This is a genomic window from Kushneria sinocarnis (assembly GCF_003633775.1).
Lineage (GTDB): Bacteria > Pseudomonadota > Gammaproteobacteria > Pseudomonadales > Halomonadaceae > Kushneria > Kushneria sinocarnis.
Genome location: NZ_RBIN01000006.1, coordinates 207,487 through 232,775, shown reverse-complemented (window position 1 = coordinate 232,775; position 25,289 = coordinate 207,487). Strand labels below are relative to the sequence as shown.

Below are 25,289 nucleotides of genomic sequence, written 5' to 3'. Positions count from 1 at the left end.
ACACTGCCCGGTATCCAATCCCGTGGCTGGTGACGCATGACAGGCATACCCGACAGCATTACCGCCGGCACGACACTCTCGCTGCCCATTACGCTGACCGCGTACCCGGCAGATGACTGGTCACTGACGCTGATTCTGCGCGGTGCCGGATCCATTGATCTGAGCGCAACGCCGGATGGTAACACCCACCGTTTCGCAGCCGACGCCAGCACCACGTCCGAATGGCCTGCAGGCAATTACTGGTACAGCCTGCGTGCCAGCCGGGGTGCTGACGTTCATGAGATCGACAGCGGCACGCTGACCGTTCGGCCGGACATCGCCAACCGCCACGAAGGCTACGATGGCCGGGTGCACGCCGAGCGCGTACTCGAGGCCATCGAGGCGGTCATCGAAGGGCGAGCGACGAAGGATCAGGACAGCTACCGGATCAACAACCGGGAGCTGCGCCGGACTTCCATCGATCAGCTGCTGAAGCTGCGCCACCGGTATCGCCTCGAAGTGCAGCAGCTCAGGGCGAAGCGCAAGGGCCGCAACACCCTGGGCCGCCCGGTGCTGGCGAGGTTCGGCCGTGTTTGATTTCCTGAAACGCCAGCGTCGCGAGACGGGGCAGGTGGCCACGCAGTCAACCGAGTCCGTTGAGCCCACCATTGGTGATGCGTCCGGCAATGATCCGGGCCGCATGGCGGCGCGCATCAGTCGCGCACAGAAGCGGTCGCTGCTCGCCCAGGCGCAGTCCGACCGGCTCAGTTCGGACATGCCGACCATGCCGGTCCCGACCGACGACTTCATCTCCCGCAACCAGCGCTCACTGGTCGCCCGATCGCGCCATCTTCTGCTGACCAATGACTACGCTCGCGGTTTTCTCCGGCAGGCTCGCCAGAACATCGTGGGTCATCAGGGCATCGGGCTGCAGGCGCAGGCCCGGGATCGCGATGGCTCGCTGGACGATGCTGCCAATGATGCCATCGAGGCGGATTGGCGGCGCTGGTCAGGGCGGGAGCACTGCGACATCTCCGGCCGACGTTCCCTGCGTCAGCTTTGCAACCGCGCCGTCGAGGATGCTGCTGCCAATGGCGAGTTCATGTTCCGGGTCGTCATCGGGCGAAACGTCAATGCCTGGGGCATTGCCCTGCAGGTGCTCGATCCTCAGCGTTGCCCGGTCGACTACTCAGTGGACCGTCTATCCGGTGGTCGCTTCATTCGCCACGGCATTGAGTACAACCGTAATGGCCGGGCGATTCACTACCTGTTTTCCACGCTCGACCCCAGCGAATCGGATTACACCGTCGGCGGCCGCCACTTCGTGAAGGTGCCGGCCAGCGAGATGTTGCACGGCTTCCTCGAGGATCTGGTAGGGCAGCGCCGCGGCCTGCCGTGGATGGTGACTGCCGTGATGCGCATGCGCCATCTGGATGGCTTCGAGCAGTCGGCACTGGTCAATGCTCGCATCGGCGCGGCCAAGGGCGGCTTTTTCGAGTGGGACGAGGGGCGCGCTCCGGATCGGGATGACGAGGCGGACGAGGAACCGCTCTACCTGGATGCCGAGCCGGGCTCGTTTCAGGAGCTGCCGGAAGGCCTGCGCTTCAAGGGCTGGGAGCCACAGTTCCCGAATGGCGAGCTGGCACCGTTTTCCAAGCAGATGCTGCGCGGCATCGCCACCGGGCTGGGCGTTTCCTACAACACCCTGGCCAATGACCTCGAGCACGTCTCCTTCTCCAGCATTCGTCAGGGCACGCTCAACGAGCGCGAGCACTGGAAGGACCTGCAGGAGTGGCTGATCGAGTCCCTGATGGATCCGCTATTCGATCTCTGGTTGCCGCGCGCGCTGCTCAAGGGGATTCCGCTACCACTGAGGCCCGGCGCCACGCTGCGACCGGATCGGCTGGAGAAGTATCGGGAGCGGGTCTGGCAGCCGCGCCGGTGGGACTGGGTCGATCCCGACAAGGACAGCAAGACCGCCGAGCGGGATATGCGCAACAAGGTGCGTTCGCCCAGTCAGGTTATCCGGGAGCGCGGCGGCGATCCCCGCAGCGTCTGGCGTCAGTACGCCGCCGATCGGCAGGCGATGCTCGACGCCGGTATCCCCGAGCACATTGTCGACGCCGAGATGGGGTCATCCCATCAGTCCCGGCCGTCGCAGCCCAGTCAGTCCGAATCCGAGGAAAGCGGCAATGAAGGATAAGCACGACACCGACAACCGGCAGCATCAGCCTGTCCGGCCGAACGACCGGGCCGCCGAAAAGGCCCGCGAGCTCGCCGGAACGCACCAGACGCGTCGGGTGACCGAGGCCCAGCTGGCGCAGATCCGCGACCAATCCCTGCAGCGCGACATCATGACCGGTGAGGTGCGCAGCATTGACGAGCAGGCGCGGACGGTCGAGCTGGCCTTTTCCAGCGAAGTCGAGGTTGAGCGCTGGTTCGGTATCGAGGTGCTGGATCATGGCGACGGCGCCATGCGCACCGAGCGGCTCGAAAACGGCGCCGCCGTCCTGGTCGATCACAACTGGCGCGACCAGGTGGGCGTGGTGGAGTCCATCACCATCGGCACAGACCGCGTTGGTCGAGCGAAAGTCCGGTTCGGGCGCGGCACGCGCGCCTCGGAGATCTGGCAGGACGTAGTCGATGGTATCCGCCGCCATGTCTCCGTCGGCTACGCCATCTTTCGGGTCGAGGTCGAGGAGCGCCCCGGCATGCCGGACATGGTGCGCGTCACCGACTGGGAGCCCCATGAGATCAGCATTGTCGCGGTACCGGCGGATACATCCGTCGGCGTGGGGCGCTCACGTGAACCGGCGCCAGCGGAGCCGGGGCAGCAGGGCGGTAACACTGTCGGCAATGGCAAACGATCACGGCAATCATCAGGAAGCGATATGAAAGAGAAGATCCTGCGCGACGGTTCCGGCAATCTGGTTCGGGCCAAGGTCGACGACGACGACAACATCGTCCAGGTGCTCGAGATGATCGAGCGGGCCGGCGAAGCTCAGGATAGTGCCCGCCGGGAAGGGGTGCGTGCCGAGCAGAAGCGCGCCGCCGACATCATGGAAATGGGCCGCACCTACGGCAACACTGATCTGGCAGCCCGATATGTTGCCGACGGCAAGACACCCGAGGAATTCCAGCGTGCCCTGCTTGATGCGATGAATGAAGGCTCCGGCAGTCGCGATGGCAGCGGCGGACAGCGGGGCAGTGGTCAGCGCAACGGTACTCGGTCCGGTAGCGGCGGCGCCGGCGCGGGCAGCAGTACCGGTGGGGCGGGCGGCGGCACCCGCTCGCTCAGTGATAACTCTCCCGGGCAGTTCGGAGACGGTTCCGGCGAGATCGGCATGAACGATGGCGAGATGCGTCAGTATTCGCTGATGCGGGCCATCCGGGCCATGGCCAATCCGCAGGATTCCCGGGCACGGGAAGAAGCCGCCTTCGAGATCGAATGCAGTGAGGAAGCGCAGCGCAAGTTCCAGAAGGAGGCCCGCGGCATCCTGATCCCCGAGGATGTGCTGGGCAGTCGAGCGTTCAACGCCGGCGGTGCGCCCAGCAATCCGAGCGGATCGCAGTCCGGTAGCAACGTGGTGGACAATGTCCTGATGACCGGCTCGTTCATCGAGATGCTGCGCAATCGGACCACCATCATGCGACTGGCGCGCAGCATGAGCGGGCTGGTGGGCAACGTCTCGATCCCGAAGCAGACCAACGGTGCAACTGCCTACTGGGTCGGCGAAGGGGAGGACGCGTCCGAAGGCTCGCCGACCATCGGGCAGATCAACATGACCCCCAAGACGGTAGCGGCCTACACCGACATCACTCGCCGGCTGATGATGCAGTCGACACCGGATGCCGAGGGCATCGTGCGGGGCGATCTGGTGGCGGCGCTGGCGCAGGCCATCGATCTGGCCGGCTACTACGGCAGCGGCACGGAAAATCAGCCGCTGGGCATCGTCAATACGTCCGGCATCAACGCGGTCGAGTTCGCCACGGCCGGCAAACCTACCTATGCCGAGCTGGTGCAGATGGAATCGGAGATCGCCGCAGATAACGCCGATGTCAACTCCATGGCCTATGTGCTCAATGCGCGGATGCGTGGCCACGCCAAGACCACGAGCAAGTTCCAGAACGGTACCGACGCCGGCACGATCTGGGAAACCGGCAACACCATCAACGGCTATACCGCCGAGGTAACCAATCAGATTCAGTCGGGCGACGTGCTCCACGGCAATTTTGCCGACCTGGTAATCGGTCTGTGGGGCGGGCTCGATCTGACGGTTGACCCCTACAGCCTGTCGAAGAGTGGCGGCACCCGACTGGTGGTCTTTCAGGATGTCGATTTCGTGGCACGCCGCGTCGAATCGTTCTGCGTGGGTCGTGCTGCCAGCACTGCCTGATTCCTCCTTTCAGCGGGCCGCCGGCAGGCGGCCCTGATCTCATGAGGTACTCCCATGACCAAGCAGCAGACCGTCACCATCCGGTGTGCCAGTGCCTTCATGCTGGATGGCGACATGATCACCCCCGGCGAGCGGGTTCACGATGTACCGGTGTCGGAGGCCCGATCACTGGTCAGGCGTGGCAAGGCGACACTGCAGGCCGGTGGAAACGAGAGCGATCCGGCTGATGTCGATGATGCAGATTTACAGGACATGACCGTCGAGCAGCTCAAGTCCCTGGCCGAGGAGCAAGGGATCGAAGGTTATTCGAGCCTGAAAAAGGCCGAGCTGATCGAGGCTATCGAAGCGGCTGATGAAGAGGGCGGCGAATAATGCCCGCGCCGGACTGGGAGGATCTCGATGTCTTCCTCGATGAGGACGAGTTCGCATGCCGAGTATTTGTTCAGCGGGCTGATGGTGTCGAGCTATCCCTGTCCGGCCTCTTCGAGGACGCCTATTACGATGCCCAGCTGGGCGAGTACGCCATGGATTCCATTCGGCCACGGGTTTGGTGCCAGCGTGTCGATGTGCCGGGCGTGCAGCGTGGCGATACCTGCCGCATCGAGGGTACGCGTTACGACATCCTGACCGAGCCCCAGGGTGACGGTACCGGGATGGCGATGCTGGAGCTGGCGGTGCGCAATGAGCCTGCTTGATTTCGAGATCGACGATTCTGCTCTCCAGCGCGTTGTCAGCGAGCTGGGGGCAGCGCCCCGGGAGGTCAGGCTTTCCTATAACCGGGCGCTTTCCCGCACCGCCGCGACGCTGCGCAAGATGTCCAGCAAGGGGCTGCAGAGCGAACTCGGGCTGCGTCGTGCCACGGTGTTGCGTCGGCGCATCAAGTCGCTTCGTGCCAAGCAGGGCAAGGGCAGTGAGGTACAGCTCTGGTATGGCCTCAATGATCTGCCCGTTTCCGAGTTCAAGGGCAAGGTGCATACCGGCGAGGGCGGTGCCAGCTACGCCGGCCCGGCGGGCTCGCACCGGTTTCCGAATGCCTTTGCGGCCCGTAGCGAACGGGCTGGGCGGCGCACCATCATGCGTCGCATCCGTCAGTCCCGACTGCCCATCACCGAAGAACGCCTGCCGATCAAGGACCGCGCCGATGTCTATGTCGAGGACGAGATCTTCCATCAGCTCGAGGATATTTTCTGGCGGCATTTCCGTCGGGATCTGGAAGCCCGGGTGCGCTATCTGAGGTCGAAATGAACATTGAAGAAGGCATTAACCTGGATGCACTGCACGAAGCCATCCTGACGTGCATTCGGCACCGGTTCCCGGCTCTGCAAACCGTCGATGACTATCCCGACGATCGTCAGCGCATCGTCGCGCCGGCGGTGCTGGTGGAGCTGACCGAGTTGGCGCCGATTCCGGACGAGGATCCGGGGACCGGCCAGCTGGCGTTGGAGGCGCAGTTCGAAGCGCGCTACATCGTCGGCTTTCGCGGGCTGGAGCAGCAGCGGGAAATTCGACGCAACGTGGCCACCCTGGCGCACTTTGTCCATCAGCAGCGCTGGGGCATGGCGATCGAACCGGCTCGGGTCACCGCCTGTGAGCGTGACGAGTTCTCGCCCGAACTGGATCAGTATCATGTCTGGCGGCTGGAGTGGTCGCAGACCCTCTATGTCGGCGAGAGCGTCTGGCAGGACGAGGGCGTTCCGCCGACCAATATCCATGTTGGCGTCGCACCGGCGATCGGCCCCGAGCGCGAGGATCGCTATCAGCGTCTTGATCCGGCAGAGGAGGGCGCCGGATGAATGACGGTTATCGGCTGACGGATCTGGAGCGTCGACTCCATAACCTGCTGATGGTCGGTACCATCGCGGCGGTGGATACGCAGACGGCCCGCTGCCGGGTCGAGGTCGGCAGCATTACCACCACATGGCTGCCGTGGCTGACCCAGCGAGCCGGGCCGGATCGGACATGGTGGGCACCGGAGCCGGGCGAGCAGGTGCTGATGCTGTCACCCTCGGGCGACACCGCCCAGGCCATCGTGCTCCCTGCGTTATATCGAGCGGCCCATCCAGCCCCCGGCGAGCGCGTCACACACCACGTGACCGAATACGCCGATGGCACCCGAATTGATTATGACCGCGAGGCGGGACATCTGACGGTCGACTGTGTGGGCGATGTAACCATCCGGGGAGGCCGTACACTCCACATCGACTTCGGGGGATCCATCACGCTGGATGCCAGCGATGTCACAATCAACGCCCCGGTGCAGGTCAATGCCTCGGTGACCGCTTCCGGAGACATGGTCGCCGATGGTGTCAGTCAGGTCGATCATATCCACGACGGCGACAGCGGCGGCAAGACCAGCCCGCCCAAACGATAGAACCCCTGCCAGCGGCTCGCACGCGCCCGCTCACGCAAGCTGACGGCATGAACGGTACGAACGCACAGACCGGGCGCTCCCTTTCCGGCATCGACCATCTGCGGCAGTCGCTGCGCGACATCCTGACAACGCCAATCGGCACCAGGGTGATGCGGCGCGACTACGGCTCAAGGCTGTTCGAGCTGATCGATGCGCCCATGAACAACGCGACCCTGCTCGAGCTCTACGCGGCCACCGCCGAGTCAGTGGCGCGCTGGGAGCCGCGCTTTCGATTGACGCGAGTGCAGGTTGCCAGTGCCGCCCCCGGCCATGTCGTTCTGGATCTGCACGGTCGCTACCTGCCGAACGGCCAGGCCCTGCAACTCGATGGCATTGAGGTGCGCTGATGGCATCCCCGATCAATCTGTCCGCGCTACCGGCTCCCGACATCGTTGAAACCATCGATTACGAGACGCTGCTGGCGGAGCGCAAGGAATATCTGATCTCGCTGTATGCCGAATCCGAGCGGGCAGGCATCCGGGAGACTCTCGAACTCGAATCCGAGCCGATCACCAAGCTGCTCGAAGAAAACGCCTACCGCGAGACTATCCTCCGGCAGCGCGTCAACGAGGCCGCCCGGGCGGTGATGCTGGCCTACGCCGGCGGCGATGATCTTACCCAACTTGCGGCGAACTACAACGTCACCCGCCTGACCGTCGATCCCGGCGCTCCGGATGCCGTACCGCCGGTACCGGCGACGATGGAGAGCGATACCGACCTGCGCCTGCGTGCCCAACGGGCGTTCGACGGCCTGAGCGTCGCCGGCCCGCGGGCGGCCTACGTGTTTCATGCCCTGTCAGCCGATGGCCGGGTGGCCGATGCCACCGCGATCAGCCCATCGCCCTGCGTCGCTATCGTTACCGTGCTATCGCAATCCGGTACCGGCGAGGCGGATGCCGAGCTGCTCGATATTGTCGAAGATGCGCTTTCCGCCGAGGACATCCGCCCGCTCGGCGACCGGCTCACCGTGCAGTCGGCCCGCATCGTCGATTACGCCATCGCCGCCACGCTCTATCTCTACCCCGGGCCGGAGCAGGAGCCGATCATCGCCGCCGCACGGACCAAGGCCGAGACCTACGTCAGCGAGCAGCGCCGGCTGGGGCGCGATATTCGCCTGTCCGCGATCTATGCCGCACTGCACGTCGAGGGCGTGCAGCGGGTCGAGCTGACCAGCCCGGCTGAGGATCTGGTGATCGACGAAACCCAGGCTTCGCACTGCACTGGCATCACGATTACCAACGGTGGCACCGATGAGTAGCCCGATTCTGCCCCCGAATGCCACCGCGCTTGAGCGCGCCGCCGCCGAGGCGCTGGCCGAACTCGAACGCGTCCCGGTACCGCTGCGCACGCTCTGGAATCCCGACACCTGCCCGGCCTCGCTGCTGCCTTATCTCGCCTGGGCGTTCAGCGTGGATCGCTGGGATCCGACATGGTCCGAGAGCGCCAAGCGCGGCGTGATCCGCTCAGCGTTCTACGTCCATCAGCACAAGGGGACGATCTCCGCGCTCAGGCGCGTGGTTGAGCCGCTCGGCTATCTGCTTGAAGTTGAAGAGTGGTGGCAGCAATCGCCCGAAGGCGAGCCCGGCACGTTCGCCCTGCGCATCGGCGTACTCGATACCGGCATCACCGACGCGATGTATACCGAGCTGACGCGGCTGGTCGAAGATGCCAAGCCGCTGACGCGCCACATCGCCGGCCTCGATCTGCTCGGCGAGACGCGCGGGCCGCTTTATTTCGGCTGCGCCACCTACGACGGTGACGTGACCACGATTTATCCCTACGCCGCCCCGGATGCCGAGACGACCGGGCCGCTCTACATCGGTGCCGGGATCGATGTGCTCGACACCCTGACCGTTTACCCGCAGACCGCATAGGAGCCGCCCATGGCCCAGTACTACACACTGCCCACGGCCGTCGGCGAGGCCAAGCTGGCCAACGCCATCGCCCTGGGCGGCACCATCACCATCAGCGAGCTGGCTCTCGGCGACGGTGGTGGCACCCTGCCCACCCCGGACAGCGATCGCACCGCGCTGATCAACGAGGTGCGCCGCGCCCAGATCAATACCTCGGTCGTCGATGAGGATAATCCGAACTGGATCGTAGTCGAGCAGGTACTCCCGCCCGATGTCGGCGGCTGGACCATTCGCGAGGTCGGGCTCTACGACGCCGACGGCGACATGATCGCCTATGGCAACTACCCCGAGACCTACAAGCCGCAACTCTCCGAGGGAAGCGGACGAACCCAGACCATCCGCTTTGTGATGCAGGTCAGCGACACGGCAGCGGTGACCCTGAAAGTGGACCCGACCGTGGTACTGGCCACGCGCAGCTATGTCGATGACTCGATCCGAGCCCACGCCGAGAGCCGCAATCATCCCGAGGCCACGACTACTGCAATCGGCTTCGTCGAGCTGGCCACCGGCACCGAGGCGAAGGCCCGGGCGGATAAAAAGCGTGCGCTGACACCGGACACAGGCGGCCAGATGTTGGCCGCGCACGAGCAGGCCGAAACGGCGCATGATGCCGGGCAGATCGCGTTGGCTGAGGCGCTGGCGAATTTCACTGATGCCGAGACTGTGCAGGCCGTGCTGGCGTTAATTCAGCGAGCTGCGCTACTCCCTACAGCAACCACTGAGCAGGCACAGGCATTGTCGAGCGATGATGTCGTGCTGACGCCCGCGTCGCTTGCGGCCATCTTTTCAGGCCCTGGCCAGACGCTTGGACCCAAAGGGTGTCAGCCACTGCCGGGCGGTCTCTATCTACAGTGGTCTGAAGTGACGGTCACGGGGCAGGTCAGAACACAGAACATTGGGGATGCCTCGCTGATCATCTACGACGAAAGCGCCTATGTCACATGGTCGATGAAGTATCCCAATGCATGTGTGCTGGCAACTGGCAGCTTTGGGGATATTGGCGAAGGAATTATCGAAAACATGACCTGCCGGGGCTCGCAGACGGGCGCCAGTGTTCGCGCCAATGGTCTCGCCAGCCGTCCAGCCGGCACCAGCTACTCGATCAGCGGCACTATTTACGCGCTGGGTCACTAATAGAGAGGGACTCATGAAATTCAGTCCGAGCGAATTATCTTTCCTCCCCGACGCGTTGCTCGAAGCGTATCGCAAGGCCGGTAGTCTGCCGGATGATCTGGTCAGTATCTCTGATGACCAGTATCGCGAATACGCACTGAGCAGCACCCCGGCCGGCAAAGTGCTCTCTGCCGACAGTAATGGCATGCCAGCATGGGTCGATGTTCCTACACCTGAGCCCCAGCCCGCCGAAACCCGCCGCGCCAGCGCCATCGCCCGCATCGACACCCGGGCCGGCGCGGTCCGCGCGGCCTACGCGAGTGACGGCATCCTGGTCGACGCCGAATACCAGCAGGCTCTGACCGCTGCTCAGAACTGGGACGCCGCCGGCCGGCCGGCCGATGACGTGCCTGACGATGTCCAGGCATGGGCCGATGCCACCGGCAACGATGCCGGCTGGGCCGCTGATGACATCATCAGCACTGCCGAGGCGTGGTCGCATGCGCTATCACAGATCCGGCGCGTGCGGCTGACGGGGAAAGAGGCGATCAGGGCGGCGGCCGATGACGCCGATTTCGACGCCCTCGCACAGCAGTACATCGACCAGCTGGAGCAGATCGAAGCGGCCGTGCCCGAGGATATGTGACCCTAGAACGCTTAACCCAAGCCCGCCAAACGGCGGGCTTTTGCATTATACATCTCCCCAAGAGCGGCTGACCTTCCTTCCATGTTTATCAAACACTGTATGCCATTTCTCATCAAACATGTCTCGATAAAAAACCGTTAGTTTTATTTGTTTTAACATTTTTTCGAGGCTTATTGTGCCATCGATGATTTCCGAGGTATCATTGTCAATTATTTGTGTGAAATCAATAATCAATTTGCTTTCATCTTTTCCGAAAGGGTGCCCTTTGCCGAAAAAGGAAGATCCGTTGATTTTCGGTAATATTTTTTTGTTGTCGCGAAACAGCTTTTTGAGCGATTCGTTGAAGAGGATTTCAGGGGGCGCTACAACCTCTTTGTTATCAATGAAAACCTTAACTTCATCAATAATGGCGGGGCCATTACCTTTATTGCTCAAGTAGTACTGATAGCTTTCAGCTTTCTTGTCTCTCCATACAGATAATACGGGTCGCATGGAAAGGCGACTGCTACGTATCGAGAAAATAGCACTTACTATTGCTACCAAAGTTGCCACTACAGACACCCAAACATCTGGTGACATGATACCTCCTGTAGGTCTGTTATATTCCTCTACTCTACAGCGCCCAGCGCGTGTAAATGGATTAAGCACCGCCGATTTAACCACGTTAATCGAGGACTACACCGCACTTCACAGATCTTTTCCGAACGCTTGCCGAGGCGCATCCTTAGATTTTCGATATACCGCTCAATGCGAAGCCCGCCACTCGGCGGGCTCCTTGTAACTAAGCCATTAGGCTTTAGAATCTCTGATTGTCCTACCGCCCGCATTGAGCCAAGAGCCGCTTCTTTGCATGGTGTTCGTAGCACCCCAGTTACTCACGAGTTCTCCAACAAATAGCTCATCATCACTATCAACGTATTGCTGTAAATGATTCCTTATTTCAACTGCGCTCTTGTATGAGTCAATAAACCAGAATGACTCCAGCTCACTATCGTAATATGTATAAGTTTTTATAGCTGCATAAAGCCTTTGATAGTCTTTATATTTATTCAGATCGTAGCTGACGATATAAACTGGCATTTTGCCCTCGCTTGGTCTTGGTCTGATAAGGTTATTGTACAGACACTTAAGGTAAGCTTTATCAAGGCTGCACACAGGTTTGTAACTTAATGTCACTGCGATGACAAGTAGCGGATAGAACTACTGCCAGCGGAGCCTGTTGCCCTCACGCGCGATGCTGTAAGCACCATTGGTCATCACCGATTCCGCTGATCAGCAGAGGCAATATCCGCATGGCTGACACTTTCCTGCATGGTGTGGAGGTGCTGGAGATTGATACCGGCCCCCGGCCGATCCAGACCGTCCGCTCCAGCGTCATCGGCATCGTCGGCACGGCGCCGGATGCCGAGGGCGCCACCGCCGCAACGCTCACTGCCGGTACCGTCGCTGCCGATTCGGCAGTCGATTACACTGCCGTCCAGACCGGCACCAGCGGCAACAACATCCGTATTCGCTACGTCGATCCCGGCCAGTCCAGCGCCACGCTGGCGGTCTCGGTATCCGGCAATGACATCACTGTCACCCTGGGCACCGATGCAGATGGCATCGTGTCGAGCACGGCCACCGATGTCGTTACCGCTGTCAACAATTCGGCCGAGGCTTCCGAACTGATCTCGGCCGCCTTGCCCGATGGCTCTGACGGTGCCGGCCTGACCCGTGCTCGGGGCTATCGCTCGCTCTCCGGCGGCGAAGCCGAACCCTTCCCGCTCCATACGCCGACGCTGGTGGCCGGCAGCCGTACCAAAGCTGCCCGGCTCGGTACCGCTGGCACCCTGTATCGTGCGCTGGAAGGCATCTTTGATCAGATCGGTGCCGTGGTGATCGTCGTGCGCGTCGAGGAGGGCGACGACGAGCAGCAGACCATCGCCAACGTGGTCGGCGGTGCCAATGCGCAGACCGGCAAGCTCGAGGGCGTGCATGCGCTGCCGGGTGCCAAGTCAGTGGTTGGCTACCAGCCCCGCATCCTGGCTGCTCCCGGCTTTACCCATCAGCGCGAGTCAGGCCGGCGCAATGCCGTGGTTGCCGAGCTGGTCGGGATCGCCGATCGCATGCGCGCCATCATCGTCGTGGATGGTCCCAATACCACCGACTCGGCCGCCCAGCAGTATGCCAACGACTGGGGTAGCGCCCGGGTCTACATGCACGATCCCTGGTATCAGGTGCTGGCGGATGATGGCAGCTATGCGGATGAGCCGTCATCGGCGCGCATTGCCGGCATCATCGCCCGTACGGATAACGATCAGGGCTTCTGGTGGTCACCTTCCAATAAGCCGGTGAACGGCATTGTCGGAACCAGCCGGGCGATCGACTTCACCCTGGGCGATGCCAACGCCCGCGCCAACCTGCTCAACGAGGGCGGCATTGCCACCACTATCCATCAGGATGGGTACCGGCTGTGGGGCAATCGCACCCTGACCGATGACACCCAGTGGATGTTTCTGTCGGTGCGCCGCACGGCGGACATGATCAACGACAGCATCCTGCGCGCTCATTTATGGGCGGTCGATCGCAACATCACGAAGACCTACGTCGAGGATGTCGAGGAGGGTGTCAACGCCTATATCGCCAGCCTCAAGGCACAGGGTGCCTTGCTCGGCGGCCGCTGCTGGGCCGATCCGGATCTGAACACACCGGCCAACATCCAGCAGGGCAAGGTGTATTTCAACTTCGAGTTCACGCCCCCGTACCCGGCGGAGCACATCACCTTCCGCTCCATGCTGGTGAACGATTATATCGAGGAGGTCTTCGACTGATGGCTGCGCGCGACATCATCAAGAACATGACCATTTCGGTCGACGGCCGCGGCTATGCCGGCAACGTCGACGAGTACACGCCGCCCCAGCTGACGCTGGCCACCGAGGACTACCGCGGCGGCGGGATGGATGCGCCGATCACCCTCGATATGGGGATGGAAGCGCTGGAGACCTCTTTTGTGCTCAGCGCCTATGACGCAGACGTGCTGCGCCAGTTCGGCGTTGCCGAGGGCAATCAGGTGCCGTTTGTTGGTCGTGGGGCGCTGGAATCCTATGACGGCACCGTGCGGGCTACCAAGCACGTGATGCGCGGCAAGATCACCGGTGTTGATCGGGGCACCTGGACGCCGGGCAGCAAGCCGACCATGACGGTCACCATGCGGCTCGACTACTACCGCGAGGAGCACAGCGGCGAAACGATCCACGAGATCGACGTGGTCAACATGGTCCGCACCGTCAACGGCACCGACCGTCTCGCTGAAATCCGCGACGCACTCGGCATCTGATTGCAACCGCGTGGCAGCCCCTGGGCCGGCTTCGGTCGGCCCCTTTTTCCTTCCCCATCTTCATGAGTGACCCGCATGAGTAACCAGCAGGAAACCCCAGACTATCTCGAGTACGCCGATGATGGTAGCCACGTGGTAATCACGCTGGTGCGTCCGGCGAGCATCGCCGGTGTTGAGCAGAGTGCGCTCCAGATGCGTGAGCCGACCGTCGAGGATCAGATCGTGGCCAGCGAAATGAAGGGCAGCGATGCCACCCGGGAAGTGGCCATGTTCGCCAATCTCTGTGAAGTGAGTCCGGACGACATCCGCCGGCTGCCGATGAAATCGTTCCGCCGCGTGCAGGAGGCGTACGCGGGTTTTTTGGAATAAAGGGCCCGGAAGCGCGGCGCCTGGTACTGGCGCTGGCGTCGTACACTGGCTGGTCGATGGCGGAAATCCTCGCCCTGCGTACCAGCCGGTTTCTGTGGTGGATCGACGGCCTGCCACGGCGGAAGCAATAGGGAAGCGGTATGGCGAATCAGCGCCTCAATGCGGTCATCAATATCGGCGGATCGGTCTCCCGGGCATTCAATTCGTCCATCGGGACCACCCAGCAGCGCATTGCCGGTATCGGTGATTCGATCCGGGATGTCGAGCAGCAGCGGCGGCGCATTGATCGCTTCGACATCAAGGGGCTGCGTGAGACCCGCGATCAGCTGAAGGAGGCGCGGCGTAACGTTTCCCGGCTATCCGATGAGCTGAGCGAATCCCGCCGTTCTACCCGGCAGGCCAGTGATGCCTATGACGCGGCAAAGGATCGCGTCGAGCAGCTGGCGGATGAAATGCGCCGGGCCGATGAGCCCAGCGAGGTGCTGCGCCATGACTTCGAGCAGGCCCGGGAGGAGGCCAAGCGCCTCGGCAAGGAGCTGCAGGACAGCGAAAAACAGACACGGAAGTTGGCGCGGGAGCAGAAAGCCGCCGAGCGTAGCGTCGATGCCCTGCAGGGGCAGTTCGAGCAGGAGCGCGATGAGCTCAGGCGCACCCGGGATCAGCTGCAGGAGGCGGGTGTCGATACCCGCAATCTGGCCGATGAAAGCGAGCAGCTGGCCCGGAAGATGGAACGGTTGCAGCGACGCCAGCAGGGCTGGCAACGCGTGCAGGATCGCTCCGGCCGGGTGGGATCGTCGTTCTCCCGGATGAATCAGGAGGTCGGCGCGCTCGGGCGGAACATGGCCGTGCTCGGCGGTGCTGCCACGGCGGCCGTCGGCACGGTGGTGCATTCCTTTGCAGAGGGTACGGAAGAAACCGACCAGTGGGCCAGGCGGCTGGGGATGGCCACTTCATCGCTTTCCCAGTGGGTCTACGCCGGGCAGCAGTTCGGTGTGCAGCAGGATGCCATGATCGACGGCTTCAAGGAGCTGTCGATGCGTACCGACGAATTCGTTAAAACGGGCAAGGGCCCGGCGTCGGAGGCTTTCCAGCGGCTGGGCCTGAGCGCTGATGAACTGGGCAGGGTATCGGATGACACCGATGCCTTGATGGGCAAGGTGCTCGGCCGGATCCGGGAGATTGATAACGTTGCCTCACGGCAGCGCATCGTGGATGAGGTATTCGGTGGCCAGGGCGGTGAGCAGCTGGCGGAGATGGCATCACTCTCCGCCGAGCAGCTGGGGAATCTGCGACGCGAGGCGGACAGGCTCGGCGTATCGTTGACCCGCAAGGACGGCCCGGCAGCACGGGAATACATGACGGCATGGCGAGGCTTCAAGGGCGCCATGCTGGGGGTGCGCAATACCTTCGGCAGATCGCTGATGCCGCTCATGACGCAGGGGCTCAACAAGCTCACCAGTTTCATCAAGGATAATCGTGACCAGATCAAAGGCTGGGCGAACGATTTCGGCCAGCACCTGAAGGACGCGCTGCCGACCGTCATCGACATCGGCCGTGGCTTCTGGCGTGCGGGGCAGGCGGTAGGGGCCGTCATCAACAAAACCGCGGATCTGGTCGGTGGCTTCGACAATCTGGCGACCATCGTGGGCACGCTGTTTGCAGCCAAGGCCATCGGCTCGATTTTCTCCTTCGTCGGGGCGGTATTCAGCTTGGGTCGAGCAATGGTGAGTCTGGCCAGCGCCACGCCGCTGGTTGCGGGTGGTATTCGAGCCATCGGCGCGGCACTGATGGCCAACCCCATCGGCGCCATCATCGGTGGTATCGCGCTGGCGGCCGGCCTCATCTATGCCAACTGGGACAGTCTCGGCCCGTGGCTCTCCGATCTATGGGATGGCATCACGGCCAAGGTCAGTGCCGTGTGGGACTGGTTCAAAAGCACCTTTTCCTGGCACCCGCTGGCGATGATTGCCAATCACTGGGGTGGTATCACGGACTGGTTCGGCGATCTATGGAGCGGTTTCAAAAGCGCGGCCAGCACCGCATGGGACGGTCTCAAAACCGTACTGGCGTGGTCGCCTATCGGATTGGTCGCTCGCGCATGGGGCGGCGTTTCTGACTGGTTCGCGGGTCTCTGGAGCAGCATTACCGGGCAGGCGCAGAAAGCCATTGACTGGATTGCCGGCAAGCTGAGCTGGGTTGGTGATGCGTTCTCGACAGCGGCCGGCTGGATCGGCCTGGGCGATGACGAGAGCAAATCCGGGGAAGGGAAATCCCGAAACTCACTTGAAAGCACCGCCGATCGGCCAACATTCGAGGCGCCGGACATCCAGCCCAGGGGATCCGGATCCTCAACTCAGGCAGCTGCCGAGGCGGTACGCAAGGTGACCAACAACATCACCAATAATGTCTCGCTGAGCGTCTCCCGCCGGGAGGGTGAGCGAGACGAGGCCTATGCCCGGCGCATCACCGACATGGTGCTCGAGGAGCTCAACGACCGACAACAGGGGGCACTGTACGACCATGGCTGATGTGATGCTCAAGCTGGGGCGCTATGCCTTCTCGATCGAGACTGCTGCTTATCAGCAGCTCAGTCGCAAGACGCAATGGACATGGGCATCCCAGTCCCGGGTCGGCGCGCGCGAGGCGCTTCAGTTCACGGGGAAGGGCGCGGATACCATCACCCTGGATGGCGTGATCTTTCCCGAGTGGAAAGGTGGCACCAGTCAGCTCGACAACATGCGCTCGGAAGCCGACCGTACCCTCCCGCTATTGCTGGTGGATGGTAATGGCTACGTACATGGTCGCTGGGTGATCGAGTCCGTGGAAGAACTCGGCGATACCCATGCCCGTGCCGGTACGCCTCGGCGCCAGCGCTTCACTCTCCAGATCAGGCATTACGACGATGGCCCGACAGTATCGAACCAGTAGCAATGACTCGCTCGATCGGATTGTCTGGAAAGTCTACGGTCGGCAGAGCAATCGGATCGTCGAGACCGTGCTGCAGGCCAATCCCGGGCTGGCCTCCCATGGCCCATTGCTGCCTGCCGGGCTGCTGATCGAGCTGCCCCAGGTGTCTAACGCTACCGGTCAGCAGCAGGTACGGCTATGGGGCTGAAAATTGCGCCATCGTTTCGCATCGAGGCCAACAGTGAGGACGTGACCGCGGCGATTGCCGACCGTTTCGTCTCGCTGCGCATCACCGATCAATCGGGCATCGAGTCCGACGAGCTGACCCTGACTTTGGCGGATCATGACCCGCAGAATCCGATCGCCTTTCCGGCGACGGGCGCCGAGCTCGAGGTGTGGCTCGGCTACGATGACAAGGTCGATCGTATGGGACTGTATGTGGTCGACGAGGTCGAGCTGCGCTGGCCACCGAACCAGATCCGGGTGAAAGCCAAGGCGGCACCTCAGGCAATCAGTAAGAGTGATGACAGCGACGACAGTCCGGCGGCGGGTACCGGCGCTGGTTCGAAGCGCCCTCAGTTGCAGGGCCAAAAAACGCGTTCCTGGGAGAGTGGCACCACTATCCGTGACATGGTGGCTACTATCGCGCAGGAGCATGGCCTCGATCCGGCGGTTGGTGATGGGGTGTCCGCTATTGAGCTGCCGCAGGTCGATCAGATCGATGAATCCGACATGCAGGTGCTGACGCGTATCGCCATGCAGTATGACACCATTGCCAAGCCTGGTGGCGGTAAGCTGCTGTTTGTTGCCCGGGCAGCGTCCAGGGCAGTGGCGGCTGCCGGCGGCGCCGGTTCGAACAGCGATGCATCCGGCATGACAGAGAATGCGCCTGAGCTACCCACGGTAGCCATTACCCCCGAGATGGTGACCTCGGGCCGCATGACGCTTTCTGAGCGCAAGAGCCCGGGTAAGGTAATAGCGCGGTGGCGGGATGTGGTCGAAGCAATCACGCGGGAGATAACTGCCGGTACCGGTGACCCCATTCAGCGGCTGTCGCAGATCTTCCCGGACGCCGAGAGTGCGACAGCGGCTGCCCGTTCGGTGCTCAGCAGAGGAGAGCGCAGTGGCCAGTCACTGAAGCTGACCCTGCCAGGTATGACCATGCTGATGGCGGAGGGCAGGATCTCGCTGTCCGGATTTCGCACGGGAGCGGATGGAGAATGGCTGCTGACGAAGGTGGAGCACACCCTCGATGAAGCTGGCTATAAGTGCAGTGTTCAGGCCGAGGCGCCGAAGTCAGATTGATACGGCTATGCAGTTTTTGCTCAAGGCAGACCGGGTGCGGCCGATAAGATTGCCGTGTCTATAGACACCCATTCGAAGTAATTCCCCGGCCGTATCCTGGCCGGGGTTTTTTGTTTGGTGGGTCATGCAGGTATCGTGCATGACTCAATCTCCAAGAGTGGCAGGTATGACCCGAGCAAGATGCACCGCCATCGGAATGGTGTTGGCGGCAACAATGGCACTGGCGGGCCCGGTCGCGGCTGATATGACGATCGGATCGTGGAACCTGAAGCATTTGGGCTGGGATAACGGCAAGGATCTGAGTCAGGTGGCACAGATCGCCCAGGGCGCTGATTTGTGGGCGCTCGAGGAGGTGATGGATTCCGATGCCGTCACTCGGCTTGAGCGCCAGTTGGAGCAGCAAACCGGCGAGCAGTGGAACTCCATGGTCTCGCATGAGGTGGGGCGCAGCTCGTACCGGGAAAGCTACGCGTACCTGTGGCGTGACAGCGCTGTCGAATACACGAAAGGCGCGGTGGTCTACATGGATCCGGGTGACCAGTTCGCACGGGAGCCATATCTGGCCGAGTTCCGTGATCGCGATGATGGCCAGACCGTCGCCATGGCCGCGGTGCACATCGTCTACGGCGATAGCCGCGCTGATCGCACACCAGAGATCCGAGAGCTGTCGAGCATCTGGCAGTGGATGAGCGAGGTCTACCCGGGCACGCCGCGAATTATCGCCGGAGACTACAATTTGTCGCCCGATAACGCTGCCTGGCTGCCGCTACGAGAGCAGGGCGCACAGCCTGCCATTACATCTGGAGCCTCGACGCTCAGCGAGACAGACGGGCAGTACGCGCACCTCTACGACAATCTCTGGTACGACTCTGGCGCGCTCGACGTGACCGGTAGCGGCATCGTGCAGTACCCAAGCTTACTCGGGATCACGAACGCGGAAGGACGCAGCACGGTCTCCGATCACGCGCCGGTCTATCTCACGCTCGGCGATGCGGAGCCCGGGTTCACTTCAGCTGAAGCTGGTGATAATTCCAGTGGATCGGCGAGCAACTGCATCGACCTGAATAGCGGCTCCGCTGAGCGACTGGATGCGCTGCCGAACATCGGCCCGGCCCGTGCGCAGGACATCATCGATGGCCGGCCGTGGCAGAGCGTCAGCGACCTGACCCGCATTGATGGTATTGGCCCCGCTAGGATGCGGGAGATTCAGGATACCGGGCAGGTCTGTAGCATCTGATCTCGAATTGGTCGCAGTTTGGTCGCAGACAGGCTGCGACCATCCATTATCATGCGAACAATGCAATTCCGTAAGCCATTGATTCGCTGGGCAACCGGCGTGCAAGCGCGGCCGTGGAAATGCCCTAAAACGGATTCAAAATCCGCCGAGCCTTCAAAATCAATGGCTGGCTACTAGTATCTTATGCGCAAAACGGTGCAAAGCATGTCCTCGCCATCGATCTTGTCGATACGGAAATCAAACCACCGGTCTGGTTCGCCATCATTAGGAATGAGATGCGCATGCGTTGAATCGGGCGCTGTCGAATAAGTCCCACCTACCTTGGGCTCGTCAAAACCCCGAAACCTGTCCGTGGAGAGATGAATTACGTCTCCCGGTTGAAGCCTTCTGTTCTCGGTATTCATTACGATCCTTATTTTTGCCGTTCTAATTGGTCCAAGTAATCAGCATACCATTGCATCATCTCCCGACGCTGCTTCAGGTACGTTGCTCGGTTATAGATGCCCGCCACACCTTTCTGACCGTGCGATAGCTGGGCCTCAATGTGATCAGATGGCCAGCCGTGCTCATGGAGCAGAGTGGATGCGGTGTGACGTGAACCGTGACCGACCAGCTTACCCTTGAATCCGATCCGGTGAATCACCTTGTTGATGGTGGCATCGCTCATTACCGCGCTGTCGCGTTGCCCAGGGAACAAATACTGGCTTCGGCCTGTACGTTCATGGAGGCGCCGCAGATCCGCCATCACTTGGGTGGCCAAAGGCACATGATGCTCTCTGCGCATCTTCATCTTGTGCGCCGGCACGACCCAGAGCGATTCGTCGAAGTCGATCTCTGACCACTCGGCATTTCGCACCATCCCCGGCCGTGATGCCGTTCTGAGCAGCATCCACGTGGCGATGGTGGCGATCATGTGGCTGTTGGTATTGCGAAGCGCACGAAGAAACTCAGGGAGCTCAGGCTCGAGCAGGTGAGGGAAGCGCTGGGGCTGGGTGGGTAGGGCAATCTGACGGAGCTCTGAGGCCGGGTTCAGCTCGCAATGGCCCTGGGCGATCGCGCGACTGAATATCTGGGTCATCCAGCCCCGCACCTTCTCGGCGGTGCGCCGGGCATTCCGGGACTCGACGCGGGTCTGCACTCGGGCGCAATCACCGCGAGCTACGTCCTCGATATGCATGTCGCCCAGCAAGGGCAAAATATCCTTGTCGAGGTAGATCCGCATCTGGCGCGTACTGCTGGGAGCGATGCCGGCGGTGACCTTATGCTGGTACCAATCTTCGGCCGCCTGGCGGAACGTGTATACGGGCTTGTCCGGACCGTGTATATCCTCCCGCCCGTGCTGTATATCGTGTACACGTGCTCGTGCTGTCTTGGCACTGACGGCAGGGTATGACCCGAGACCTTTCCAGCTCCACTTGCCATCCCGTCGCTTGAACCGGTAGTGCCAGAGCTTGCTGCCTTTGGGCGTCACGCACAGGTACAGGCCGTTGCCGTCATGTTCACGGTATTGACGTGCTTCGGGCTCCAGCTTCGATATGGTGGTGTCTGCCAGCGGTCGCCGCTTGATCTCTGAGCGCTTCATACCCGTCCCCTTGTATACGCTGACAGCACATATACAAGCCGATATACACGGTTGGCAATCATGGGCGGGTGTAACGAGGGGTAGAGAGAGGCAAAGAAAAAGCCCGGAGCCGAGTGTTTACGGGCTTCCGGGCTTGATCAGAGCCTTTCGGACTCTTCAATCTGGTGGCTACGCCCTGATTCGAACAGGGGACCCCATCATTATGAGTGATGTGCTCTAACCAGCTGAGCTACGTAGCCGTTCAACGGAGGCGAATATTAAAGATGCCTCCCCGTATCGTCAAGCCCTTTCCCGCATGAAGTCGTTGATCATGACGGAAAAGGGCAGGGCGCTCAGACGTTGAAGCGAAAGTGCACCACATCGCCGTCGCGTACGACATACTCCTTGCCTTCCAGCCGCCAGCGGCCGGCATCCTTGGCACCGCTTTCGCCCTGGTAATGGACGAAATCGTCATAGGAGACGACCTCGGCGCGGATGAAGCCCTTCTGGAAGTCGGTGTGAATCGCGCCTGCCGCCTGTGGGGCAGTAGCGCCGATGGGTACCGTCCAGGCACGCACTTCCTTCGGTCCGGCAGTGAAATAGGTCTGCAGCCCGAGCAGGCCGAAGCCGGCGCGAATGACGCGATCGAGGCCGGGCTCGCTCATGCCCATCTCCTCCAGAAAGAGCGCGCGCTCCTCGTCTTCCAGTTCGGCAATCTCGGCTTCAAGCTTGTTGCAGACCGGCACGACCACGGCACCTTCCTCTTCGGCGATGGCGTGTACCGTATCGAGGTGCGGATTGTTGTCGAAGCCGTCCTCGTTGACGTTGGCGATGTACATCGTCGGCTTGAGGGTCAGGAAACCATATCCCTTCACCAGCTGGCGCTCGTTGTCGTCCAGGCTCAGGCTTCGCAGCGGCTGACCCTCTGCAAGATGAGGCTGCATGCGCTCCAGCACGCTGCGAGTGGCAATGGCCTCCTTGTCACCGCCCTTGGCGACCCGGGTGAGACGCTGGATGGCGCGTTCGACGGTATCGAGATCGGCCAGCGCGAGCTCGATGTTGATGGTCTCGATATCCCCTCTGGGATCGACCCGGTTGTCGACGTGAATGACATTGTCATCATCGAAGCAGCGCACCACGTGAGCGATGGCATCGGTCTCGCGGATATTGGCCAGGAACTGGTTGCCCAGCCCTTCACCCTTCGAGGCCCCCGCCACGAGTCCGGCGATATCAACGAACTCCATGGTGGTCGGAATGGTCTTTTCGGGCTTTACGATGGCCGCCAGTGCGTTCAGGCGCGGATCCGGCATGGGGACAATACCGGTATTGGGCTCGATGGTGCAGAAGGGAAAGTTCTCGGCATCGATGCCCGATTTGGTCAGGGCATTGAAGAGGGTGGACTTGCCGACGTTGGGCAGACCGACGATTCCGCAGTTGAAACCCATGGCACGTTCCTGCGTTGAGAAGGGTGAACGATTGAGGCGACGGCTGGCGCTTCAGTCGCGAGCGCTGTGAAGGCGATTCATGGCGCGAGCCCAGTCGCCGCCAACCGCAAGTGGCAGCTGCTCCAGGGCCGCCCCGATGGCCTCGTCGATGGCCTGGCGTTCGGCCTTGCCGGGGGCGCTCAGCACGTAGTTGACGACCTGAGCGGCACTGCCCGGATGGCCGATGCCGAGACGCAGTCGATGAAAGTTGCGATTGTTGCCCAGGGCCGCAATGGTATCGCGCAGCCCATTGTGCCCACCATGGCCGCCGCCCTGCTTGAAGCGGGCCGCGCCGGGGGGCAGGTCAAGCTCATCGTGAACGACCAGCAGCTGTTCGGGGGAGAGCTTGAAGAACTTGCACAGCGCACCTACCGACTGACCGCTGTGGTTCATCAGGGTGGTCGGGGCAAGCAGGTGAACATCCCGGCCAGCCAGCGTGACCCTGGCGTAACTGCCGAGGAACTTGCGCTGTTCGCGCAGGGTGACGCCACAGTCGCGTGCCAGCGCCTCGAGCAGCCAGAAGCCGGCATTGTGGCGGGTTGCCTCGTAGCGTGCGCCGGGATTGCCCAGACCGATGATCGCGTGCAGTTCGTTCATGTCGATCCATTCGACGAAAGCGTGGAGAGGCGGACCGTTTCAGCAGGCCCGAAATGAAACGGCCGGTCGGCCCCGACAGCAACTGCCGGGGCCGACCGGCCGGATCCCGTACGACGGAAGAGGCTCAGTCGCCCTTGTCTTCGCTGTCGTTGATCGGCTCACCGGCGCTGCCCTGCTCGGCGTCGGTGTGATCGACGTCGGTCGGCGGCTCGCCTTCACCATGGGCTTCATCGGTGCCGCGATCCGGATGAGTGACACTGACGATGCCGGCGTCGAAATCGTCGCCATGACTCAGGGTGGTCAGGGTCACGCCCTTCGGCAGCGGGATGTCGGAGAGGTGCAGGGTGTCGCCGATCGACAGCTTGAGCACGTCAACCTCGAGATACTCGGGCAGATCGTTCGGCAGGCAGGTGATCTCGACATCATTGTGCAGCACGTGCAGCACACCGCCCTCGACCTTGACGCCCTCGCACTCTTCGGTATTAGCGAAGTGCAGCGGAATCGTCATGGTCAGCTCGTGGGTCGCATCCACGCGCATGAAGTCGGCATGCACGACCACCGGCTTGTAGGGGTGGCGCTGCAGATCGCGCACGATGACCTGCTCTTTTGTCCCCTCGACATCGATATCGAGAATCGAGGAGAAGAAGGCCTCGTCTTCCATGGCCTTGTAGAAGGCCGATTTCTCGACGGCGATCGGCTGCGGCTCGGCAGTGCCGCCGTAAACGATGGCGGGGACGTGAGTGTTCTCACGACGCAGGCGGCGGCTCGCACCTTTCCCCAGCGCCCTGCGAACATTGGCGGTCAGGTTGTACTGGTGTTTCATGGGATGGACCCTCGTTGGTCAATGAAGGAAAACGATACCGCCCGCGACCAGGTCGGTATCGTTTCCATGGTGAGAAGCGCCCGGGACGCCTCTCGGGTCAGCGCGCGCTGCCCGGCTGTCGGAACGAGCCTAGTGGAACATGGCGCTGACGGATTCCTCGTTGCTGACGCGGCGGATGGCCTCGGCAATCAGGCCGGCCACCGAGAGCTGACGAATCTTGCCGCTGCGCCTTGCATGCTCGGCCAGCGGGATGGTGTCGGTGACCACCAGCTCATCGAGGTTGGAGTCGGCAATGTTGTCCACTGCCGGGCCCGACAGGATGGCGTGGGTGGAGTAGGCCAGCACCCGGCGGGCACCGTGCGCCTTGAGTGCTTCGGCAGCCTTGCAGAGTGTCCCGGCGGTATCCACCAGGTCATCAACCAGCACGCAGGTGCGATCGCGGATGTCACCGATGATGTGCATCACCTGGGCCTGATTGGCCTGCGGGCGACGCTTGTCGATGATGGCGAGATCGGCATTGAGCTGCTTGGCGATGGCGCGGGCACGGACCACGCCGCCCACATCCGGGGAGACAATCACGACATCGTCGTAGTTCTGCCGTTCGATGTCGTCGAGCAGGATCGGCGAGCCGTAGACGTTATCGACCGGCACATCGAAGAAGCCCTGGATCTGATCGGCATGCAGATCCATGGTCATGACCCGGTCAACGCCGGCCTTGACCATGATATCGGCCACCACCTTGGCGGAGATCGGCACGCGGGCAGAGCGCACGCGGCGGTCCTGCCGGGCATAGCCGAAGTAGGGCACCACGGCCGTGATACGTGTCGCCGAGGCCCGACGCAACGCATCAACCATCAGGATCAGCTCCATCAGGTTGTCATTGGTGGGGGCGCAGGTTGACTGCAGGATGAAGACGTCCTTGCCGCGGACGTTCTCATTGATCTCGACGGCGATCTCTCCATCGCTGAACTGGCCGACCGTGGCGTGCCCGAGCCGGTTGTCGAGACATTCGGCGACCTTACGGGCCAGCTCGGGGTTGGCGTTCCCCGCAAAGACCATCAGTTTAGACACGCGCTTCCACCTTACGGACGCTTGTGGGATATCGAGGCGGTTGACGACCCGGTCGGGTACTCGTCGACACGAAGAAAATGGCTGGGGTACCAGGATTCGAACCTGGGAATACCGGTACCAGAAACCGGTGCCTTACCACTTGGCTATACCCCAGTGAC

General features: G+C 62.0%; 28 protein-coding genes and 2 tRNA genes. 21 read left to right on the top strand and 9 right to left on the bottom strand.

The genetic code is table 11. From position 1 onward, the window contains the following. Window positions 1-36: 36 nt before the first annotated feature. From C7446_RS11465 to C7446_RS11405, 13 genes are read left to right on the top strand one after another with little or no spacing between them, the layout of a single operon-like run. Entirely contained in the window at window positions 37-576 is a 540-nt protein-coding gene (locus tag C7446_RS11465) for a hypothetical protein (RefSeq protein WP_211327943.1), read from the top strand. After that, the gene (locus C7446_RS11460; RefSeq protein ID WP_121173235.1) at window positions 569-2,182 is read left to right on the top strand and encodes a phage portal protein; all 1,614 of its coding nucleotides are present in this window, start codon (window positions 569-571) and stop codon (window positions 2,180-2,182) included. The genes C7446_RS11465 and C7446_RS11460 overlap by 8 nt, the downstream gene beginning before the upstream one ends. Continuing rightward, window positions 2,172-4,376, top strand: coding sequence for a phage major capsid protein (locus C7446_RS16600; protein ID WP_211327942.1), 2,205 nt, complete (start codon window positions 2,172-2,174; stop codon window positions 4,374-4,376). Before C7446_RS11460 ends, C7446_RS16600 begins: the two co-directional genes overlap by 11 nt. A gap of 54 nt (window positions 4,377-4,430) precedes the next feature. Continuing rightward, window positions 4,431-4,748: a Rho termination factor N-terminal domain-containing protein gene (locus tag C7446_RS11450; protein ID WP_121173234.1), complete on the top strand. Its 318-nt coding sequence runs from the start codon at window positions 4,431-4,433 to the stop codon at window positions 4,746-4,748. Next, window positions 4,748-5,071 (top strand): head-tail joining protein, encoded by a 324-nt coding sequence (locus C7446_RS11445; RefSeq protein ID WP_121173233.1) that lies wholly within the window; start codon window positions 4,748-4,750, stop codon window positions 5,069-5,071. The genes C7446_RS11450 and C7446_RS11445 overlap by 1 nt, the downstream gene beginning before the upstream one ends. Next, a complete protein-coding gene (locus tag C7446_RS11440) occupies window positions 5,058-5,621 on the top strand; it encodes a phage tail protein (RefSeq protein WP_121173232.1) in 564 nt (187 codons plus the stop codon). Before C7446_RS11445 ends, C7446_RS11440 begins: the two co-directional genes overlap by 14 nt. Further along, on the top strand, window positions 5,618-6,169 hold the full coding sequence (locus C7446_RS11435; RefSeq protein WP_121173231.1) for a hypothetical protein: 552 nt from the start codon (window positions 5,618-5,620) through the stop codon (window positions 6,167-6,169). Before C7446_RS11440 ends, C7446_RS11435 begins: the two co-directional genes overlap by 4 nt. Further along, window positions 6,166-6,747 carry a phage baseplate assembly protein V gene (locus C7446_RS11430; RefSeq protein ID WP_121173230.1) on the top strand — a complete coding sequence of 194 codons (582 nt, stop codon included), beginning with the start codon at window positions 6,166-6,168 and terminating at the stop codon, window positions 6,745-6,747. The genes C7446_RS11435 and C7446_RS11430 overlap by 4 nt, the downstream gene beginning before the upstream one ends. Window positions 6,748-6,794: 47 nt before the next feature. Continuing rightward, window positions 6,795-7,133 carry a GPW/gp25 family protein gene (locus C7446_RS11425; RefSeq protein ID WP_121173229.1) on the top strand — a complete coding sequence of 113 codons (339 nt, stop codon included), beginning with the start codon at window positions 6,795-6,797 and terminating at the stop codon, window positions 7,131-7,133. Beyond that, the gene (locus tag C7446_RS11420) at window positions 7,133-8,044 is read left to right on the top strand and encodes a baseplate assembly protein (RefSeq protein ID WP_121173228.1); all 912 of its coding nucleotides are present in this window, start codon (window positions 7,133-7,135) and stop codon (window positions 8,042-8,044) included. The genes C7446_RS11425 and C7446_RS11420 overlap by 1 nt, the downstream gene beginning before the upstream one ends. Next, entirely contained in the window at window positions 8,037-8,660 is a 624-nt protein-coding gene (locus tag C7446_RS11415) for a phage tail protein I (RefSeq protein ID WP_121173227.1), read from the top strand. The genes C7446_RS11420 and C7446_RS11415 overlap by 8 nt, the downstream gene beginning before the upstream one ends. A gap of 9 nt (window positions 8,661-8,669) precedes the next feature. Beyond that, window positions 8,670-9,833 carry a phage tail protein gene (locus C7446_RS11410; RefSeq protein ID WP_121173226.1) on the top strand — a complete coding sequence of 388 codons (1,164 nt, stop codon included), beginning with the start codon at window positions 8,670-8,672 and terminating at the stop codon, window positions 9,831-9,833. 13 nt (window positions 9,834-9,846) lie between these two features. Continuing rightward, entirely contained in the window at window positions 9,847-10,458 is a 612-nt protein-coding gene (locus C7446_RS11405; RefSeq protein WP_147408757.1) for a tail fiber assembly protein, read from the top strand. Window positions 10,459-10,503: 45 nt separating this feature from the next. On the opposite strand, the gene C7446_RS16330 is transcribed toward C7446_RS11405, so the two are convergent. Both C7446_RS16330 and C7446_RS16325 read right to left on the bottom strand, forming a co-directional pair. Further along, window positions 10,504-11,037 carry a hypothetical protein gene (locus C7446_RS16330; RefSeq protein WP_147408756.1) on the bottom strand — a complete coding sequence of 178 codons (534 nt, stop codon included), beginning with the start codon at window positions 11,035-11,037 and terminating at the stop codon, window positions 10,504-10,506. A 210-nt stretch (window positions 11,038-11,247) separates the two neighbouring features. Further along, window positions 11,248-11,538 carry a hypothetical protein gene (locus C7446_RS16325; protein ID WP_147408755.1) on the bottom strand — a complete coding sequence of 97 codons (291 nt, stop codon included), beginning with the start codon at window positions 11,536-11,538 and terminating at the stop codon, window positions 11,248-11,250. 212 nt (window positions 11,539-11,750) lie between these two features. Between C7446_RS16325 and C7446_RS11400 the strand changes: the two genes are divergently transcribed. The 8 genes from C7446_RS11400 to C7446_RS11365 all read left to right on the top strand — a co-directional run bounded on the left by C7446_RS11400 (window position 11,751) and on the right by C7446_RS11365 (window position 19,595). Beyond that, window positions 11,751-13,271, top strand: coding sequence for a phage tail sheath subtilisin-like domain-containing protein (locus C7446_RS11400; protein ID WP_211327941.1), 1,521 nt, complete (start codon window positions 11,751-11,753; stop codon window positions 13,269-13,271). Then, a complete protein-coding gene (locus C7446_RS11395) occupies window positions 13,271-13,777 on the top strand; it encodes a phage major tail tube protein (RefSeq protein ID WP_121173224.1) in 507 nt (168 codons plus the stop codon). Before C7446_RS11400 ends, C7446_RS11395 begins: the two co-directional genes overlap by 1 nt. 75 nt (window positions 13,778-13,852) lie before the next feature. Further along, window positions 13,853-14,146: a phage tail assembly protein gene (locus C7446_RS11390; protein ID WP_121173223.1), complete on the top strand. Its 294-nt coding sequence runs from the start codon at window positions 13,853-13,855 to the stop codon at window positions 14,144-14,146. 140 nt (window positions 14,147-14,286) lie between these two features. Continuing rightward, window positions 14,287-16,674 (top strand): phage tail tape measure protein, encoded by a 2,388-nt coding sequence (locus C7446_RS11385; RefSeq protein WP_121173222.1) that lies wholly within the window; start codon window positions 14,287-14,289, stop codon window positions 16,672-16,674. Further along, a complete protein-coding gene (locus C7446_RS11380; protein WP_121173221.1) occupies window positions 16,667-17,074 on the top strand; it encodes a phage tail protein in 408 nt (135 codons plus the stop codon). The genes C7446_RS11385 and C7446_RS11380 overlap by 8 nt, the downstream gene beginning before the upstream one ends. Beyond that, entirely contained in the window at window positions 17,049-17,261 is a 213-nt protein-coding gene (locus tag C7446_RS11375) for a tail protein X (protein WP_121173220.1), read from the top strand. The genes C7446_RS11380 and C7446_RS11375 overlap by 26 nt, the downstream gene beginning before the upstream one ends. Next, window positions 17,252-18,358: a phage late control D family protein gene (locus C7446_RS11370; RefSeq protein WP_211327940.1), complete on the top strand. Its 1,107-nt coding sequence runs from the start codon at window positions 17,252-17,254 to the stop codon at window positions 18,356-18,358. Before C7446_RS11375 ends, C7446_RS11370 begins: the two co-directional genes overlap by 10 nt. Before the next feature lie 166 nt (window positions 18,359-18,524). Then, the gene (locus tag C7446_RS11365) at window positions 18,525-19,595 is read left to right on the top strand and encodes a helix-hairpin-helix domain-containing protein (RefSeq protein ID WP_245977828.1); all 1,071 of its coding nucleotides are present in this window, start codon (window positions 18,525-18,527) and stop codon (window positions 19,593-19,595) included. A gap of 412 nt (window positions 19,596-20,007) precedes the next feature. On the opposite strand, the gene C7446_RS11355 is transcribed toward C7446_RS11365, so the two are convergent. The 7 genes from C7446_RS11355 to C7446_RS11325 all read right to left on the bottom strand — a co-directional run bounded on the left by C7446_RS11355 (window position 20,008) and on the right by C7446_RS11325 (window position 25,284). Further along, window positions 20,008-21,177, bottom strand: a complete 1,170-nt coding sequence (locus C7446_RS11355) for a tyrosine-type recombinase/integrase (protein WP_121173218.1) — start codon at window positions 21,175-21,177, stop codon at window positions 20,008-20,010. 162 nt (window positions 21,178-21,339) lie between these two features. After that, window positions 21,340-21,416: transfer RNA gene (locus C7446_RS11350), tRNA-Met, on the bottom strand. A 93-nt stretch (window positions 21,417-21,509) separates the two neighbouring features. Then, window positions 21,510-22,601, bottom strand: a complete 1,092-nt coding sequence (ychF, locus tag C7446_RS11345) for a redox-regulated ATPase YchF (protein WP_121173217.1) — start codon at window positions 22,599-22,601, stop codon at window positions 21,510-21,512. Window positions 22,602-22,652: 51 nt separating this feature from the next. Further along, entirely contained in the window at window positions 22,653-23,237 is a 585-nt protein-coding gene (pth, locus tag C7446_RS11340) for an aminoacyl-tRNA hydrolase (RefSeq protein WP_121173216.1), read from the bottom strand. Window positions 23,238-23,361: 124 nt separating this feature from the next. Further along, window positions 23,362-24,060: a 50S ribosomal protein L25/general stress protein Ctc gene (locus C7446_RS11335; protein ID WP_121173215.1), complete on the bottom strand. Its 699-nt coding sequence runs from the start codon at window positions 24,058-24,060 to the stop codon at window positions 23,362-23,364. A gap of 129 nt (window positions 24,061-24,189) precedes the next feature. Next, window positions 24,190-25,131: a ribose-phosphate pyrophosphokinase gene (locus C7446_RS11330; RefSeq protein ID WP_211327939.1), complete on the bottom strand. Its 942-nt coding sequence runs from the start codon at window positions 25,129-25,131 to the stop codon at window positions 24,190-24,192. Between the two features lie 78 nt (window positions 25,132-25,209). Further along, window positions 25,210-25,284: transfer RNA gene (locus tag C7446_RS11325), tRNA-Gln, on the bottom strand. Window positions 25,285-25,289: the final 5 nt, after the last annotated feature.